Genomic DNA, 16581 nt, shown 5'->3' on the forward strand with positions numbered 1-16581 from the left:
TCCTAAACACCGGTGGGGCATCCGGGTCGGATATCAAACCCTGCCTCCCTTCCAAACCACACGTCCGATGACCTCGACCTCGTCGCGGGCGAGTTCGATCGGTGCATAGGCGTCGTTCGCACTTATCAGGGTGATGCGCCCAGGCGCGCTGGCCTGGACCTGTTTGACGTGCAGCACGTCGCCGATGCGCACGACATGAATGCCCTCGCCCGCGCGCTTGTTGCGGTCGACGAAGATCTCGTCCCCGCTGCGAAGGGTCGGCTCCATGCTGTCGCCTTCCACGCGGATCGCGGACAAATCGGCGCCCTCCAGACCCATTTCGCGCAACCAGCGGCGCGAGAAGCGGAAGCTGTCGAAGGATATTTCCTCTGCCGAAACGGCGCCAGGACCGGCTGACGCGTCGAGAGCAAGGCGGGGAACGGCCAGAAAGTCGTCCGATTCGCGTGGCCGCGCAAGGTCCCGATCCGCCCCCAACTCCACTTCCCCGACACCGAAGAATTCCGCCAACTTGCGCCGGTCCTGTTCCTCCAGCCTGCGCGGGCTGCCCTTGCGTACGAATTGCTGCAAGTAACTGGGATTACGCCCCAACATAGACGAAAGAGCCGACAGGCTCGCGCGGTTCGATTCCGCCAATTCGACCAGTCGCGCCCGGTCCGCGCTGAGTTTTTCCGCCATCCTTAACTCCTTGCCAACTCTCGTGATTGGCACAAATCCGCACTTCCCGAAGAACTCGCCAGAGAAAATTCCTATAGCATAGGATTTTTCCTAGACAAGTAGGATTTCGACTGGAACGAATAGGGAACACGGCGAGCGATTCGTCATTCCGGACAGCCAAAAGGGGAGCACCGCACATGCTGATTCGATCCATCGAGAAGTTCCTTCGCACCCACGAGATGCCGCCGACGAAGTTCGGCCGGCTCGCGGCACGCGATCCCCGCTTCGTCCTTGATCTCAGGATGGGTCGCGAGCCGCGCAGCGGAACCGAAGCGCGCATCCGCGGCTTCATGACGGGCTTCGAGGCTGCGCGCGGCGAAGGTCCTGCAAAGGAGGCGGCGCATGTCGGCTGAATGCAAACCTCCGCGAAAGAAACTTGTCCGTCCGCGCCGCAGTTCGGGCGATCGCCTGCGGGACGCCCTGATCGCGCTTGGCGAACATCAAGGGCAAGTCCTGACGCACACGGAGAAAGCGTGGGCGAGCATTACCTTCGCAGGCACGCGGCACAGCCTCTCCCTCCTCTTCCCTGGCGAAGATGCGGTGGAAGCGGGCGAACGTTTTATCGCCGCCCTGCCCGACCATGAATTCATGCTAGCAGGCCAGCTGGTCGCCGATGCCGGGGTGAGCGAGGTCGATCACCGGATCATGCCCGACTCCCGGCTGGTCGTTCAGTGCGAACTGCTCCTGCTCGAGGACGCCTGATCAGTAACCGGCGGCAAGGTCCATCTGCGGAGTGACCGGCTCGCCCTTCCGCCACCGTTCGAGATTTTCGACGAACCTGTCGGCGCTGCGCTGGAACATTTTGGTCTGCGCGCGGCCCGACAGGTGCATGGTCACCTGCGCATTTTCCAGGTCCCACAGCGGGTGATCCTCGGGCAATGGCTCCGGATTCGTCACGTCGAGCAAGGCGGCTTCGATCTTCTTCGCCTGCAACGCCTCGACGAGCGCATCCTGTTCGACCACATCGCCGCGCGCGATATTCACCAGCACCGCATTGGGCCGCATGGCCGCGAGTTCGGCCGCGCCGATCATGCCCTTGGTTTCGTCGGTGGACGGCACCGCAAGGATCACCCAGTCGAACTCGCCGAGCTTCTCGCGCCATTCGCCGGGGCGCAAATTGCCCTCCCCACCCGAACGACGCACTGGCACCACCGTCATGTCGAACGCCTCGAGCCGGGTCTTGATAAGCCCGCCAATCGCGCCGAGGCCGAGCAGGAGCACGCGCTCCCCTGAAAGCTCGCGCTTGCCGGGGCTGTCGAGCAGCCAGTCGTGCCGCTCCTGCGCGCGCACCACCTCGCGGTACCCCTTGGCATGGGCCAGCATCAGCATGACGACATATTCGGCAATGGTGATGGCGTTGATGCCCACGCCATTCGTGACCGTGACCCCGCGCTCCTGCAGGAGGTTCAGCGGCATGAAGTCGAGGCCCGCGTAGATCGAGTTCAGCCACTTGAGATTGGTCGCGGCCTTCGCGATCTCGATCATCGGCTCCTTGTCGTTGAGGTCGAACCAGCCGATCTCGGCCTCGGGCGCCATTTCCAGCGCCTGTTCCTTGGTCATGAACCATAGCGGCTCGACCCATTCGGGCAGGCGCGGCTCCACCAGCGGGCGAATCAGGGCGGACATCACGGCTTTTGTCATCGGGGGACTCTCCTCTTGCCGATAAGTCCCTAACCGCAACTTAGCCCAGCTTCCACTCCCAGCCGAGCGGATCGCCGTCCATCACCTCGACGCCCTTGGCGGCGAGGGTGGCGCGGATGGCATCGGAAGTCGCGTAATCCTTCGCGACCTTGGCTTCCTTGCGGCGGATGAGTTCCGCTTCGATTTCGGCCTCGGTGACCTCGGCCGAGGCGGGACGGATGCGAAGGTCTTCGCGAGTGAGATCGAACAGGTCGAGGCCGAGCACGCGGTCCATGTCCTCGATCACGGCACGCTTCACCCCGCCGTCGACTTTCTTGACCGCCAGCGCCTCTTCCAAAGCGACCAAAGCGATCGAGGTGTTGAGATCGTCGGACACGGCGGCGGCGAATTTCTCGCGCATGGGTGCGAACTTCTGGTGCGAGGGATCGCCAGCCATCTCGCCCTTCAGGCGTTCGACCTGCATCACGATGCGCTTCAATCGCGTGAGCGCGGCGCCCAGCCCTTCCCAACTGAACTCCAGTTCGCTGCGGTAATGCGCCTGCAGGCACATCATGCGGTAGGCTAGCGGGTGGTAGCCCTTGTCGATCAGCAGCTGCAGGCGCAGGAACTCGCCCGAGCTTTTCGACATCTTTCCCGACCGTTCGACGAGGAAGTTGTTGTGCATCCAGATGCGCGCGCCGCTGTTTTCGGCCTCGCTTAAGCCGCCGGTGCAGCAATGCGCCTGGTTCTGCGCGATTTCGTTCGGGTGATGGATTTCGCGGTGGTCGATCCCGCCCGTGTGAATGTCGAAGGGGAAGCCGAGGAGCTTTCCGCCCATGACCGAGCATTCGAGATGCCAGCCCGGCGCGCCCTTGCCCCAGGGTGACTCCCATTCCATCTGGCGCTTTTCGCCAGCAGGCGTCTTGCGCCAGATCGCGAAGTCGGCCGCGTTGCGCTTGCCCTCGACCGTATCGATGCGGCCTTCACCTTCTTCGGTGACAGCGCGGGCAAGCTTGCCATAATCCTGGATGGTGGAGACGTCGAAATAGAGCCCGCTATCGAGTTCGTAGCAGTGCTTGTCCGCGATGCCTTTCGCGAATTCGATCATCTCGTCGATGTAATCGGTGGCGACCGACCACTTGGCCGGCTGGCGGATATTCAGCGCCTTCACATCGGCCCAATAGGCTTCCGTATAATGCTTCGCGATGTCCCAGATCGACTGCGCGCGCTCGGCAGCCATCTTCTCCATCTTGTCCTCGCCCTCGTCCGCATCGTCGGTCAGGTGGCCGACGTCGGTGATGTTGATGATGTGGGTGAGATCGTAACCCTTCCAGCTCAGCGTGCGGCCCAGCACGTCGGCAAAGACATAGGCGCGCATGTTGCCGATGTGGGGGTAATTGTAGACCGTCGGCCCGCAGGTGTAGACGCGCGCCTCGCCCGGGTGGACGGGGGTGAAGGTCTCGGTCTCGCGGGTGAGCGAGTTGAACAGCTTGAGCGGCGTTTCGGTCATGCGCAGGCCATTAGGTCGCGGCGCGCTTACTGCCAACCCTCCCAGCGCACAGATTCGTCCAGCGGCGCACGTTTCACATCGAACCGGTTCACCGGCGCGTCCGGATCGCGGTAGCCGATGGCCATACCGCAGAAAAAGATGTGGTCATCGGGGATGTCGACCATCTCGCGCACCTGCGGGCTGTAGGCGGCCCAGGCTTCCTGCGCGCAGCTATCGAGCCCTTCCTCGCGCAGCAGCAGCATGATGGTCTGCAGCCACATTCCGATATCGCTCCACTGCGGCGGCCCCATGTACTTGGGCGTGTGGACCAGCATCAGCACCGGCGCCCCGAAGGCGCGGAAGTTGTTGGCGAACCACATGAGGCGCTTGGCCTTGTCCTCGCGTGTGATGCCGAGCGAGGCGTACATGTCCTCGCCCACGCCGAAGCGGCGCTCCTCGTAGGCCCCGTCAAGGTCATTGGGATAGATATCGTATTCGGGCTTGAGCGCCGCGCGTCCCTTGGGAAATTCCTGCGCCACCCGGTCGAAAAGCGCCTGCATCGGCTCGCCGGTGAGGATTACCGCGTTCCACGGCTGGACGTTGCCACCCGAAGGAGAGCGCTGCGCCTTTTCGAGCACGCGGGTCAGGGTTTCGCGGTCGACCGGCTGGTCCGTAAAGGCGCGGACAGAGCGGCGGGACTGGACGGCTTCAGTGGGTGTCATGGGAGAAATGCCGCGATCATGAGGACAACACCGCTGGCTATTCCGATCATGCTGAGAACCCTTACCTTCTTGGCGGTTGCGTGAGCCGGTGGAGGATATGCCTCCAATTGCCGGCGCTCCTCGAAGTAAGCTTCGTCAGCGCCTTCCTTCAATTCGCGAAGCCGCCCCTGCCAACCCTCGACGCTGTGGACATCCTTTTCCGGTCGGCGGAAGCCCGACAGGGAGCCGAAGATCATCAGAATCCCGAGGAAAAACAGGCTCCAGTCCATCTATTTCTCCACCTCGAACAGTCCCGCAAGCTGCTCGATAATGGTGCCGCCGAGCTGTTCCACGTCCATTATCGTCACCGAGCGCTTGTAATAGCGGGTCACGTCATGGCCGATGCCGATGGCGGCGAGCTGGACGGGGCTTTGCTTCTCGATCCACTCGATCACCTTGCGCAGGTGTCCTTCGAGATAACCCGCCTGGTTTACGCTCAGCGTGCTGTCGTCGACCGGTGCGCCGTCGCTGATGACCATGAGGATGCGGCGGTCTTCGGGGCGGGCGAGCAGGCGATTGTGCGCCCAGAGCAACGCCTCGCCGTCGATGTTTTCCTTCAGCAACCCCTCGCGCATCATCAGGCCGAGGTTGCGACGCGCGCGGCGCCAAGGCTCGTCGGCCTTTTTGTAGATGATGTGGCGCAGGTCGTTCAGGCGGCCCGGATCGGCGGGACGGCCATCGGCGAGCCATGCCTCGCGTGACTGCCCACCCTTCCACGCGCGGGTGGTGAAGCCGAGAATTTCGGTCTTCACGCCGCAGCGTTCGAGCGTGCGCGCCATGATGTCGGCGCTGATTGCGGCGATGGAGATCGGCCGCCCGCGCATCGAGCCCGAATTGTCGATCAGCAGCGTGACGACCGTATCCTTGAACTCGGTATCGCGCTCCATCTTGTAGGAGAGCGCATGGCCGGGGCTCACGACCACGCGGGTGAGGCGCGCGGCATCCAAGAGGCCTTCTTCCTGGTCGAAATCCCAGCTGCGGTTCTGCTGCGCCATGAGGCGGCGCTGGAGGCGGTTGGCCAGCCGCGTGACGATGCCCTGCAGGCCCGCCAACTGGCTGTCGAGATAGGCGCGCAACCGGTCCAGTTCCTCGTGATCGCACAGCTCGGGCGCTTCGATGATCTCGTCGAACTTGTCGGTATAGGCGCGGTAATTGAAATCTTCTGGCAGGTCGGTCCACGGGCGGTTCGGGCGGACGGGCTGCATGCCCTCGCCCTCTTCGTCCGAGGGATCGCCGTCGGACATCTCCTGCTCGCCCTCGACGTCCTGATCGGCATCGCCATCTGCCTCGCCGTCGGTGACTTCGCCGCGAGCATCCGTTTCCTGTGGCTGGGCCTCGCCCTCGTCTTCCTCGTCGGTGTCCTGGTCTTCCTCGGGCGTATCGCCCTCGTCCTCGTCACCGTCCTCGCGGCCCTCGTCCTCTGGCATGTCGGGCAAGGTCAGTTCGAGGTGCCGGAGCATTTCCATCGTCAGGTCCTGGAAAGCGCGCTGGTCGTCGAGCGCCCCTGCAAGATCTTCCATATCGCTGCCGATCTTCGACAGGATATCCTCGCGCACCATGTCGACGCCGGCCTTCGCGCGCTCGGGGATGGCTTCGCCCGTCAGCGCCTCGCGCAGCATCAGGGAAAGCGCGGTCGGCAGCGGGACTTCGTTCGCCGCATCGGCGCGCGCGATCGGATCGCTGGCTGTGCGCAGTTCGACCGCCGCGTCTAGATTGTCGCGAATGCCGGAGTAGCGCGTGCTGCCGATCGCCTCGTAGCGCACCTGCTCGATCGCATCGTAGCAGGCGCGAGCGATCGGTTCGGGCGGCGCGCCGCGATTGTGCAGCGCTTCGTTATGATGGCGCAGGCGCAGCGCGAAGCTGTCGGCAAAGCCGCGCGCTTCCGTCGCCTGATCCTTGGGAAGAGTGCGACCGGGAAGCGGAACGCGGAAGTTCTTGCCCGACTGGCTCGGACTGTCCGCGCTCCACGCAACCTCGACCTCCGGCTCCTGCGCCAGGGCGCGCGCGGTGCCGGTCAATGCCTGCTTGAAGCGGTCGAGGGGTGTCTGTTCGGTCACGTAAGCCTAGTTAGGATGTCGGGATGCTTTGGCCAGTCTTTTCCCAGTCCTTGATGAAGCCTTCCAGCCCCTTGTCGGTCAGGACGTGCTTGAACAGGCCCTTGATCACGGCAGGCGGCATGGTGGCGACATCGGCACCGATCCGCGCGCTCTGCAGCACGTGGACGGGATTGCGGATCGAGGCGACGAGAATTTCGGTGTCGAAGCCGTAGTTGGAATAGATCTGCGCGATATCGGCGATCAGTTCCATGCCGTCGAAACCGTTGTCGTCGTGACGACCCACGAAGGGCGACACGAAGGTCGCGCCGGCCTTCGCCGCGAGCAGAGCCTGGTTTGCCGAGAAGCACAGTGTCACATTGACCATCGTGCCGTCGCTGGTCAGCTTCTTGCAGGTCTTGAGGCCGTCGATCGTCAGCGGAACCTTGATGCAGACATTGTCAGCGATCCGGCGCAGGGTTTCCGCTTCCTTCATCATGGTTTCATGGTCGAGTGCGACGACTTCGGCGCTGACCGGACCATCGGTAAGGCCGCAGATTTCCTTGGTCACTTCCATGAAATCGCGACCCGACTTGGCGATTAGCGAGGGATTGGTCGTCACCCCGTCGAGCAGGCCGGTGTCGGCCATTTCCTTGATGTCGGCGATATCGGCAGTGTCGACGAAGAATTTCATGGGTGTGCGCTCCGCAAAAAGGCGAGAAAAGGTGTTACCCGCTGCAAGGCGATTGCGGGCTATGAGTCAAGGCTTGGCCGCCTGTGAACCACGCTTTGCTCACGCATTGCCGACGACGAAGCAGGCCGCAGCGACCAGCGCGCCGGTCCAGCGGTTGGCGCGGAAGCGTTCGAGCGGATTGTCGGGATCCTCGCCATCGAGCGTGGCGACCTGCCATACCAGATGCGCGGCGGCGGGCAGCAAGGCGACGAGGGCGATCCAGTCCGCCCGGTACAGCCAGAAGGCGAGCGCCCACAAGGCTACCGCCCCGCCATAGAACAGCGCAACGCCCCCGCGCACCCTGCCCCCAAGGCGGAGTGCGGACGAGCGAATGCCGACCAGCGCGTCGTCTTCGCGGTCCTGCATGGCGTAGATCGTGTCGTAGCCGATCACCCACAGCGCAGCGCCCGCATACATTGCGGCCAGCGCGTCGAGATTGTCTGCGCGGAAATGGGTGAAGCCGACCAGCAACCCCCAGGTGAAGACCATGCCGAGCCACGCCTGCGGCCACCAGGTAATCCGCTTCATGAAGGGATAGGCCGCGACCAGCGCGAGGCTCGCCAGGGCGACCAATTGCGCCAGCGATTCGAGTTGTAGCAGCACAACCAGCCCGACGAGGCTCAGCGTGACCAGCCAGCCCCAGGCAAGCCTCTTCGACACGCGCCCGCTCGCCACCGGGCGGCTGGCCGTGCGCGCCACCTGCCGGTCGAGCTTGGCATCGACGATGTCGTTGTAGACGCAGCCCGCGCCGCGCATGGCGATGCTGCCGAGCAGCAGCCAGCCGAGCAGCGCGAACTGCCAACCTGCGCCTGCCAGCCACACGCCCCATGCGCACGGCCAGAACAGCAGCCACCATCCGATCGGCCGGTCGAACCGCGCCAGCATCGCAAGATCGCGCGGCAATTGCGGGAGGCGCTCGACCAGTCCGCGATGTTCGCTATCGGGGACGATCTGCGGCGGGGTGGAGGTGTCGTTCATCGCTTGCTTCCTACTGCGCGAGACGCCAACAGGCTAGACATGCCTGCAACACCCGCCTGGCCGCCCAAGAGCGCTCCCCGCCTGTTCGTCGACACTGAGCTTTCCAGCGATGTGACTGTCCAGATAGAGGGCAACCAGGCCCATTATCTGACCAAGGTGATGCGGGTTTCGCAGGGCGATGCGGTGATCCTGTGCGACGACGTGACGGGAGAATGGGCTGCCGAAGTCGTCGAGGCGGGCAAGCGCCACGTCACCCTGCAACCGACCCACCACCAGCGCCCGCGCGAACCCGTGCCGGATTTCTGGCTGTGCCCCGCGCTGCTGAAGAAAGACCGCTTCGACCTGGTGCTGGAAAAGGCGACCGAGCTCGGCGTCGACCGGATCGCGCCCGTCGTCACGCGGCGCTGTGTTGCAGACAAGCTCAACCTCGACCGTGCGTCTACCATAGTGACCGAGGCGGCGGAGCAATGTGCCCGCACTGCCCTGCCCCAGGTGGCAGAGCCGGTGAAGCTCGACGCCCTTCTTCGCGAATGGCCCGAAGACCGCCTGCTGTTCTTCGCCGACGAGGAAGGCGGCGAACCGTCCGCCGACGCCTTCTGCTATGCAGACGGCCCTGCAGCCCTGCTCACCGGTCCCGAAGGCGGATTCGACGATGCGGAGCGCGAGGCGATCCGCGCCCATCCCAATGCCCGCCCCATCAGCCTCGGCCCCCGCATCCTGCGCGGTGAAACCGCGGCGATTGCAGGAATAGCGGTCTGGATGGCGGAAGCAGGCGACTGGATCGACGAGGAATAAATCCTTTGCGCAGCGGGATTGGGTTTTCTAACGCCACCCGATGAGCACGCGCGACACCTCCGCCAAGGAAGATCCGATCATCGAATCGCGCGACCAATTGGTCGCTCCGATGCAGGCTGGCGAAAAGCCCAAGGCCGACTGGCGCATCGGGACCGAGCATGAAAAGCTGGTGTTCCGCCGCGAGGATTTCCGCGCCCCTTCCTATGACGAACCAGGCGGCATTCGCGACATACTGATGTCGCTGCGCCAGTTCGGCTGGGAGCCGGTGGAGGAAGGCGGCAAGGTCATCGCCATGCGCGGCGAAGACGGCACGGTCAGCCTCGAACCGGCGGGACAGCTCGAACTGTCCGGAGCGCCGCTCGAAAACCTGCACCAGACCTGCGCCGAAACCGGACGGCACCTCGACCAGGTGAAGCGTGTGGGCGAAGATTGCGGCGTCGGCTTCCTCGGCCTCGGCATGTGGCCGGACAAGACCCGCGAAGAACTGCCGATCATGCCCAAGGGCCGTTACGAGATCATGATGCGCCACATGCCGCGCGTCGGCAGTCTCGGCCTCGACATGATGCTGCGCACCTGCACGATACAGGTGAACCTCGACTATTCTTCCGAAGCAGACATGGCGCAAAAATTCCGCACCGGTCTTGCGCTCCAGCCGCTGGCGACTGCCCTGTTCGCGAATTCGCCTTTCACGGAAGGGAAACCCAACGGTTACCTGTCCTATCGCAGCCATATCTGGTCCGACACCGACCCGCATCGCACCGGCATGCTGCCTTTCGTGTTCGAGGAGGGTTTCGGTTACGAGCGCTGGGTCGACTATATGCTCGACGTGCCGATGTATTTCGTATTCCGCGACGGCAAGTATCTCGACGCGGCTGGCCTGAGCTTCCGCGATTTTCTCGAAGGCAATCTGTCGATTCTTCCCGGTGAAAAACCGACGCAGAGCGACTGGTGGGATCACCTTTCCACCGCCTTCCCGGAGGTGCGGCTCAAGAGCTTCCTCGAAATGCGCGGCGCCGACGGTGGTCCGTGGAGCCGCATCTGCGCCCTGCCGGCCTTCTGGGTCGGCCTGCTCTACGACCAGGGCGCGCTAGATGCGGCATGGGACCTCGTCAAGCACTGGACGATGGAAGAGCGCGAGAACCTACGGAACGCCGTCCCGAAACTTGCGCTCGACGCGCCGATCCCCGGCGGCGGTAAGCTGCGCGACATGGCGAAGGACGTTCTCGCCGTGGCCCGCTCCGGCCTGGCTGCACGCGGGAGGCTCAATACGTCGGGCGATAACGAGACCGGCTTCCTCGAAACGCTCGACGAAATCATCGCCAGCGGCAAGGTGCCGGCCCAGGTCCTGCTGGATCGCTATCACGGCGAATGGGGCGGCGACATCAAGCGGGTCTACAAATACAGCTTCTGAAAGAGGACACGGCGATGATCCAGATTAACGGCACGATCCGACTGGCCGAAGGTATCGACAGCAGCACGCTGGACGCGATCATCACCATGGTCCGCGCAAGCCGCGCAGAAGACGGCTGCCTCGATTACACCTTCGCGCGGGACCTCGCCGATCCCAACACGCTAGTCCTGTTCGAGCGGTGGCGCGACAAGGCGGCGCTCGAAGCGCATGGGAAATCGGCGCACATGGCGGCTTTCCAGGAAGTCATGGCGAACAATCCGCCCGTGTCGCGCGACCTGCGGATTTACGAAACCGACGACGGCCAACCGCTGGGCTGATCTATTCGGCAGGCTGGGCGGAAGCCGCCGGGCGCGGCGTCAGTTTAGCGAATAACCTCGTCAGCGGCGCGGTGATCAACCCGTTGCGCCCCATCCACGCATAATAGTCGCGGTACTTCTGGTCCTCGGCCAGCAGGTGCGCTTCTTCCGTACGCGCGCGCCAGTAGTAGATGCCGTTGACGCACAGCAGGAAGAAGGTGTTGCGGATCGCATCCACCGGGCTCTGGTTGACGACGAGGAACGGCATCACGCTGCACCACCAGAACAGGTTCTTGGACAGGTACGCGGGGTGCCGGGTGAAGCGGTACGGGCCATTGGTCAGCACACCGCGGTAAGTGAGGTTGGAAAACCGGATACCGAAGGCGAAGGTCGCCCACGCATAGATCGCGGTCAGGAAGACCAGCAATCCGGCCCACAGCCACAGGATCGCCTCGTTTCCGGCAAGCCAGTAATGCCACTGTTCAACATGGTGTTCGTAGCTCATCACCTGCCCGTTGCCGAGGATGCCCCAGACGAAGGGCGGATAGCAGATCAGGGCCGCCAGCCAGCCGCCGAGGAAGGGATTGCCTGACCGGATATGCGCATCGAGCGGACGCAGGGTCACGATATACCCGACCGCGCCCACCATCACGTCGACCAGGAACAGCAGGTTGATCATCACAACCGCGAAGACCACAGGATTGGAGAGAAACTCGTAGAGGTCCGCGTTCACCACATTGGCGAAATTGACCGGCACGATGGAGATCATGAAAGCACCGAAGAACGCCTTGATGATCCACGCACGCCAGTGCTTCAGCACCTCTGCGCGGTCCCAGTCGTCGCGCATGAACAGCATGGCGCCGAAATGCCAGGCATGGTCGCGCGGGTTTCTCATCACTCGGTCGAGCCACAGGACATAGGGCACCGACAGCACCACCATCGCAGCGCCCATCACCGCCACCACCTTGAGCGCATAAATGTAATTCCCGGCCCAGTACCAGCGACACAGGCAATAAAGCGCGACCAGGATGGCCCACGTCGCCCACAGCCCCGCGATCTTGGTCAGCGAGGTCTCGAGATCGGGCTTGCGGCTCTTCGCGAGCGACCAGTCGATCCCGGTCGAGGGGCGCAGGTGCACCTTGTCGACGAAGATCGACCACGCAACCATTGGCACAGTGATGAAGACCAAGCCCGCAATGGCTGCATGAGGTCCAACCAGAGGCTCACGCGGCCCCGGCAGGTCCCAGAATTCGGCAATTCCGGCCCAATCACGCGCGATCCAGACCCACACGAGCAGGGCAGCAAGCCCAACCAGCCCGACGGCTGGCGAGACATCGCTTGCTGGACGCGTGTCAGGGACGGGTGCGTGCTGGGCCATTGCCGCACCCTATAGCGCGGCAATGGTAAACGGCACGAAAACTATCGCGTGCTTAGCGGAATGCGGTGATCGTGCCGCTGTCGTCGAGGACGAACAGCGTTTCGTTCGCGACCACTGGAGGCAGGCTGATCGGTTCGTCCAGTTCGGTGAACAGGGTGGCAGAACCTTCACCGGTGCTGATGCGCCAGATCTCGCCATTGGAATTCACCGCCCACAGCTGGCCGCCCGCGAGAACGGGGCCCTGCCAGAAGATCGGGTTCTTTTTCTTTTCCTCGTTTTCATAGCGCGGCATCTGCGTCAGCCAGCGGACCTTGCCGCTGCTGCGCTGGATCGAGATCAGGCGCGCATCGTCGGTCAGCGCGAAGATCCACTCGCCAGCGATGGCCGGGGTCGAAATGCCAGCGACGTTGAGTTCCCACAGGCGCTGGCCCGTGACGAGCTCGTAGGCGGCCATGCGGCCACCCTGACCGAGCGCGTAGACGCGGCCATTGTCGATGATGGGATCGGCGTCGATGTCCGACAGGGCACCGACCTGCGTGGAGATCGACGTACGCGCCAGAGCGTCCGCCCACAGGCTGCGACCGTTTTCATAGCGGTAGGCGATCAGTTCGCCCGAAGTATACCCGGCGACCACTGTGCCCTGCCCTGCGGCCGGTGCCGCCACGCCGAACACGCCGGCCATGGTCGTCGAACCGGATTCGTCCCACTGCAGGCTGCCGTCCGCCGCGTTGAGCGCGTAGAGCAGATTGTCCTGCGTCATCACGAATACGTTATCGAAGGCGAGCGTCGGCGAACCGCGCAGCGGACCGCCCGGCTTTACCTTCCACTGTTCGGCACCGGTCTGCGCGTCGAGAGCGAAGACATTGCCGGCGCCATCCGTACCATAGACCTTACCCGCACTGTAGCTGACGCCGCCGCCGAAAGCGGAAGGACGCGTGTCGTCGCTCAGCTGTGACTGGTAAGTCCACTGGCGCGCGCCGCTTCGCGCGTCGAAAGCGGTGACGCGGCCATCGGTACCCACGGCAAACAGCTTGCCGCCGCCGATGACGGGCGCAGCACCCAGGCGCTGGCGATTGTCTGCTCCGGCAACATCCACGGTGAAGGCGCGGGTCGGCGCTTGCGCGAGGGCGAGGTGCCCGTAGCTCTTGCTGGCGGTGCCGCCTGCCTGGCCCCACTCGGCATTTGCCTGCGCCGGGGGCAGGACCACCGAAACGCCGGCCAGCGAAGGATCGACCTTCGCGCCGGTTTCGATGCGCGAAAGGATCGGCTCGCGATCGCCGAGGGTCGGGGTCGTTTTCTTGTCGTCGGATCCGCCGAACAGGCCACCGGCACAAGCGGTCAGGCCCAGGGCCAGGGTTGCGGCGATCGTGCCGCGCGTGATCGATTTGACTTTGGTCTGGCTCATCTTGGGTCCGTCTATGATCGATTATTCGCTGGTTGCGCCGGCTTGCGGGTCGGTGCGCTGGCTGTTGAGGAGCTCCTCGACATCGTCCACGGCATCGACGCCGAGCACGCCGGCCATGTTGAGCACGCGCGCACGGGTGCCTTCCGGCGTCGCATCGTCGCGGGCGATCTGCCCGAAAAGCGCACCGGCTTCCGCACGCTTGCCCTGCGCGAGATAGGCATGGGCCACAAGCTCGCCGGCAGTCGCGAAGAACGGTTCGCCCGGTGTCGCCAGCGGCTTGAGCTTGGCGATGACGTCGGCAGGCTTCATGGAATCATATTGCGCAGTGACCTGCCGGATCAGGGCGATGTCGCGGAAGGTTTCGGGCGCGCTGCCATCGGCTGCGACTTCGCCGAACAGCCGGGCGGCTTCTTCTGTATTGCCTTCTTCCGCCAACAGGCCGGCGCGCAGCATCTTGGCGCTGATTGCAGGCGTGCCCTCGCCCTCGACGCCGTTCAGGCGCTCGAGCGCGGCCGCCGTATTGCCCGCTTCGAGCTGGTCGATCGCGACCACGAGCGCTTCGGACTGGCTTTCCAGAGCGGCTTCGTTGCGATTGTCCCACCACAGGTAGCCGCCGAACGCCGCGAGTCCGACGATCAGCACGCCGATCAGCGGCTTGCCATAGGTGCCCATGAAGCTTTCCATATCGCCCTGGCGGACGGCATCGTCGACCTCGCGCAGCAGGGCTTCCTGTTCGGCAGCCTCGGCGCGTGATTTCTTTTCTTCGCGGGTGAGTTCGGTCTTGGGTTTGCGGGCCACTGCGGCTCGGTCTCCGTTAAAGGCAAATCTGTGGCCGGGTCTTTAGGCATAGCGCGGTAAGAGGGCAATGCCTGTCCATCCGGGGAACGAGCCTGTCCCCCGGCGGGTGAACGCGCGATGAAACCGCGCGCGTCGCCCTAGAAGTCCCGTCGCATGGCGCTGGAATAAAGGCGGCGATAGGTCGCAACCATCTTGTCGCGGTCGAACTGTGCACGCGCCTTCGCCTGGTTTGCCATCCCGATCCGCTCTGCACGGGCCGGATCGCGCGCCATGTCGCGCAAATATGCGGAGAGCGCATCCTCATTGGCGGGCGGCGTGATGAATTCGCGATTCTCTTCTGCCACGATATCCTTGATATCGCCGACATCCGGGGCGACCACGGGAAGGCCGGCGGCCATCGCCTCGACCACAGACAGCGGGAATTGTTCTGAATCGCTCGATAGCGCGAAGATATCGAACAGACCGATGACGCGCGCCGGATCCTTGACCGCTCCGGGCAAATGAACTCGGTCGTTCAGCTCCAGCCGGTCGATCTCGGCCTGGATCGCATCGCGTTCGCTTCCTTCCCCGATGATGACGAGATGCCAGTCCTCCTCCATCGAAGCGAATGCCCGGACCAGCCGGGGCAGGTTCTTCACTGTGCGAAGGCCTGCCAGAGTGCCGACCCAACGCTCACCCTTGTGCTTGATCAGGCGCAGGGTGTCGGGCTTGGGCCGCATGGCGAAAGCCTTGGTGTCGATGCCGTTCGGGATTCGCTTCACCCGGCCGAGCGGCTGCTGCCATTCTACGAGTGCGATCTCCTCAAGCGTCTCCGACGGCACGACGAGGCCCGACGATTTGCCGAGCGCGACACGGCGATACCAGGTCCGGCTACGCTTGCGCTTATTGAGTTCGCTTTCATCGAAGCCGTCTTCGTGATGGATCAGCGGCGGCAGGTCGAGCGCTTCGGAGAACATCGTGTGCGCCATCACCGCGTCCATCGCGCCCCAATTGTAGGTGAGCACGAGGTCGAAAGGCTTCATGGCCTTGGCGATCTTCATCAGCCGCCCGGGCAGCGGCGTGCCCTTGAGGCTCGGAAAATCGGGCTGCAGCGTGACGCGAATGCCCTTGGCGATACCATCCGCCGCATCCAGCCGGTCCGGTTCCGCCGACACGATCGTATGGGCCAGCCTCCCTCCGAAAGCATTGATCAGCTCAACCGTCCGGCGCTCCTTGCCGCCCGCGGCGAAGGTCGATTGCAGGTGCAGGACACGCGGCACGCCGCCGTCGGATTTCGCGCTCATTTGACGCTGGCGAGCAGGGAATCGATCGCCGTGCGTACTTCCGGCTCGTCTAGCGTCGGTGCATGTCCGGCATCTTCCACAACGACCACATCGGCATTCGGCGCGCGTTTCTGCATTTCGGCGAAAGCATCGGCGCTAAGCAGCGCGGACAGTCCGCCCCGCACCAGCAGCAGCGGATTGCTCGCCAGCGCCTCGAAGCCGGGCCACAAATCGGGCGGCACCGCATTCTCGTCGGCATCGTTGAACGGGTCCGCGATCTTCATGTCGTAATCGAAGGCGATGCGGCCATTGCTGCACACAGTCATCCCGCGCTTGGCCATCGCGATCCAGTCCTCGGTGTCGAAGGACGGGTGCGATTCCCCGTGCACTTCCTCCAGCGCGCGCGCTGCGTGCATCCACGTCGGGAAGCTGCGGCCCTGGCCCAGATATGTGCGGATCTTCTCGATGCCCGCCGGATCGACCACCGGGCCGATATCGTTGAGCAGCGCGGCGGCGATGCGGTGCGGCATGGCCTGCGCAATCAGCATGGTCATGAGCCCGCCCATCGAGGTGCCGATCGAAACGAACTTCTCGACGCCTTCCTGTTCGAGCAACGCCAGGACGTCGCCGATATAATGCGGGACGGCATAGGTCGCGCTATCTTCGGCGTAATCGCTTTTGCCGCGCCCGCGCATGTCGGGCACGATCACCCGCCAACCCTGTCCGGCGATATGCGCGGCGACGCCTTCGAAATCCTTGCTGTTGCGGGTCAGGCCGTGAAGGCACAGCACCGGAGGGCGATCGTTCGCCTCTCCATAGTCGCGGAAATAGAGGGTCAGGCCCTCGGCGCTTTGCCAGCTACGCTCGCTGTATTCAGTGCTCATGAAAAGCGCGGTAGCGCCTAGCGC

The 16581-nt window shown here is 63.9% G+C and carries 18 protein-coding genes; 5 read left to right on the plus strand and 13 right to left on the minus strand.

Annotated elements, in window-relative coordinates:
- Positions 1-33 precede the first annotated feature (33 nt).
- Positions 34-675, minus strand: a complete 642-nt coding sequence (locus K3179_RS01035) for a S24 family peptidase (RefSeq protein WP_221562085.1) — start codon at positions 673-675, stop codon at positions 34-36.
- 176 nt (positions 676-851) lie between these two features.
- Between K3179_RS01035 and K3179_RS01040 the strand changes: the two genes are divergently transcribed.
- Both K3179_RS01040 and K3179_RS01045 read left to right on the plus strand, forming a co-directional pair.
- Positions 852-1067: a hypothetical protein gene (locus tag K3179_RS01040; protein WP_221562086.1), complete on the plus strand. Its 216-nt coding sequence runs from the start codon at positions 852-854 to the stop codon at positions 1065-1067.
- The gene (locus K3179_RS01045; RefSeq protein WP_247712757.1) at positions 1057-1416 is read left to right on the plus strand and encodes a hypothetical protein; all 360 of its coding nucleotides are present in this window, start codon (positions 1057-1059) and stop codon (positions 1414-1416) included. The genes K3179_RS01040 and K3179_RS01045 overlap by 11 nt, the downstream gene beginning before the upstream one ends.
- On the opposite strand, the gene K3179_RS01050 is transcribed toward K3179_RS01045, so the two are convergent.
- From K3179_RS01050 to ubiA, 7 genes are all read right to left on the minus strand, one after another.
- Positions 1417-2355 carry a D-2-hydroxyacid dehydrogenase gene (locus K3179_RS01050; protein ID WP_221562087.1) on the minus strand — a complete coding sequence of 313 codons (939 nt, stop codon included), beginning with the start codon at positions 2353-2355 and terminating at the stop codon, positions 1417-1419. It lies immediately after the preceding gene.
- Positions 2356-2395: 40 nt separating this feature from the next.
- The gene (gene cysS, locus K3179_RS01055; protein ID WP_221562088.1) at positions 2396-3844 is read right to left on the minus strand and encodes a cysteine--tRNA ligase; all 1449 of its coding nucleotides are present in this window, start codon (positions 3842-3844) and stop codon (positions 2396-2398) included.
- Between the two features lie 26 nt (positions 3845-3870).
- Positions 3871-4545, minus strand: coding sequence for a nitroreductase (locus K3179_RS01060; protein WP_221562089.1), 675 nt, complete (start codon positions 4543-4545; stop codon positions 3871-3873).
- Entirely contained in the window at positions 4542-4814 is a 273-nt protein-coding gene (locus K3179_RS01065) for a hypothetical protein (protein ID WP_221562090.1), read from the minus strand. Before K3179_RS01065 ends, K3179_RS01060 begins: the two co-directional genes overlap by 4 nt.
- Positions 4815-6641: a cobaltochelatase subunit CobT gene (gene cobT, locus K3179_RS01070; RefSeq protein ID WP_221562091.1), complete on the minus strand. Its 1827-nt coding sequence runs from the start codon at positions 6639-6641 to the stop codon at positions 4815-4817.
- Positions 6642-6651: 10 nt separating this feature from the next.
- Complete coding sequence (gene fsa, locus K3179_RS01075; protein WP_090482431.1) at positions 6652-7311, minus strand: fructose-6-phosphate aldolase; 660 nt, start codon at positions 7309-7311, stop codon at positions 6652-6654.
- Positions 7312-7410: 99 nt separating this feature from the next.
- Positions 7411-8328 carry a 4-hydroxybenzoate octaprenyltransferase gene (gene ubiA / locus K3179_RS01080; RefSeq protein WP_221562092.1) on the minus strand — a complete coding sequence of 306 codons (918 nt, stop codon included), beginning with the start codon at positions 8326-8328 and terminating at the stop codon, positions 7411-7413.
- A 39-nt stretch (positions 8329-8367) separates the two neighbouring features.
- Between ubiA and K3179_RS01085 the strand changes: the two genes are divergently transcribed.
- From K3179_RS01085 to K3179_RS01095, 3 genes are read left to right on the plus strand one after another with little or no spacing between them, the layout of a single operon-like run.
- Positions 8368-9123 carry a 16S rRNA (uracil(1498)-N(3))-methyltransferase gene (locus K3179_RS01085; protein WP_221562093.1) on the plus strand — a complete coding sequence of 252 codons (756 nt, stop codon included), beginning with the start codon at positions 8368-8370 and terminating at the stop codon, positions 9121-9123.
- Between the two features lie 40 nt (positions 9124-9163).
- Positions 9164-10534 carry a glutamate--cysteine ligase gene (locus K3179_RS01090; protein ID WP_221562094.1) on the plus strand — a complete coding sequence of 457 codons (1371 nt, stop codon included), beginning with the start codon at positions 9164-9166 and terminating at the stop codon, positions 10532-10534.
- 14 nt (positions 10535-10548) lie between these two features.
- Entirely contained in the window at positions 10549-10851 is a 303-nt protein-coding gene (locus tag K3179_RS01095; RefSeq protein WP_221562095.1) for a putative quinol monooxygenase, read from the plus strand.
- A 1-nt stretch (position 10852) separates the two neighbouring features.
- On the opposite strand, the gene K3179_RS01100 is transcribed toward K3179_RS01095, so the two are convergent.
- The 5 genes from K3179_RS01100 to K3179_RS01120 all read right to left on the minus strand — a co-directional run bounded on the left by K3179_RS01100 (position 10853) and on the right by K3179_RS01120 (position 16557).
- Positions 10853-12208: a methyltransferase family protein gene (locus K3179_RS01100; protein ID WP_221562096.1), complete on the minus strand. Its 1356-nt coding sequence runs from the start codon at positions 12206-12208 to the stop codon at positions 10853-10855.
- A 52-nt stretch (positions 12209-12260) separates the two neighbouring features.
- Complete coding sequence (locus K3179_RS01105; RefSeq protein WP_221562097.1) at positions 12261-13613, minus strand: PQQ-binding-like beta-propeller repeat protein; 1353 nt, start codon at positions 13611-13613, stop codon at positions 12261-12263.
- A gap of 21 nt (positions 13614-13634) precedes the next feature.
- Entirely contained in the window at positions 13635-14411 is a 777-nt protein-coding gene (locus K3179_RS01110) for a tetratricopeptide repeat protein (RefSeq protein ID WP_345721719.1), read from the minus strand.
- Positions 14412-14548: 137 nt separating this feature from the next.
- Complete coding sequence (locus K3179_RS01115) at positions 14549-15694, minus strand: glycosyltransferase family 4 protein (RefSeq protein WP_221562098.1); 1146 nt, start codon at positions 15692-15694, stop codon at positions 14549-14551.
- A complete protein-coding gene (locus K3179_RS01120) occupies positions 15691-16557 on the minus strand; it encodes an alpha/beta fold hydrolase (protein WP_221562099.1) in 867 nt (288 codons plus the stop codon). Before K3179_RS01120 ends, K3179_RS01115 begins: the two co-directional genes overlap by 4 nt.
- Positions 16558-16581 lie beyond the last annotated feature (24 nt).

It is taken from the genome of Qipengyuania intermedia (assembly GCF_019711615.1).
Lineage (GTDB): Bacteria > Pseudomonadota > Alphaproteobacteria > Sphingomonadales > Sphingomonadaceae > Qipengyuania > Qipengyuania intermedia.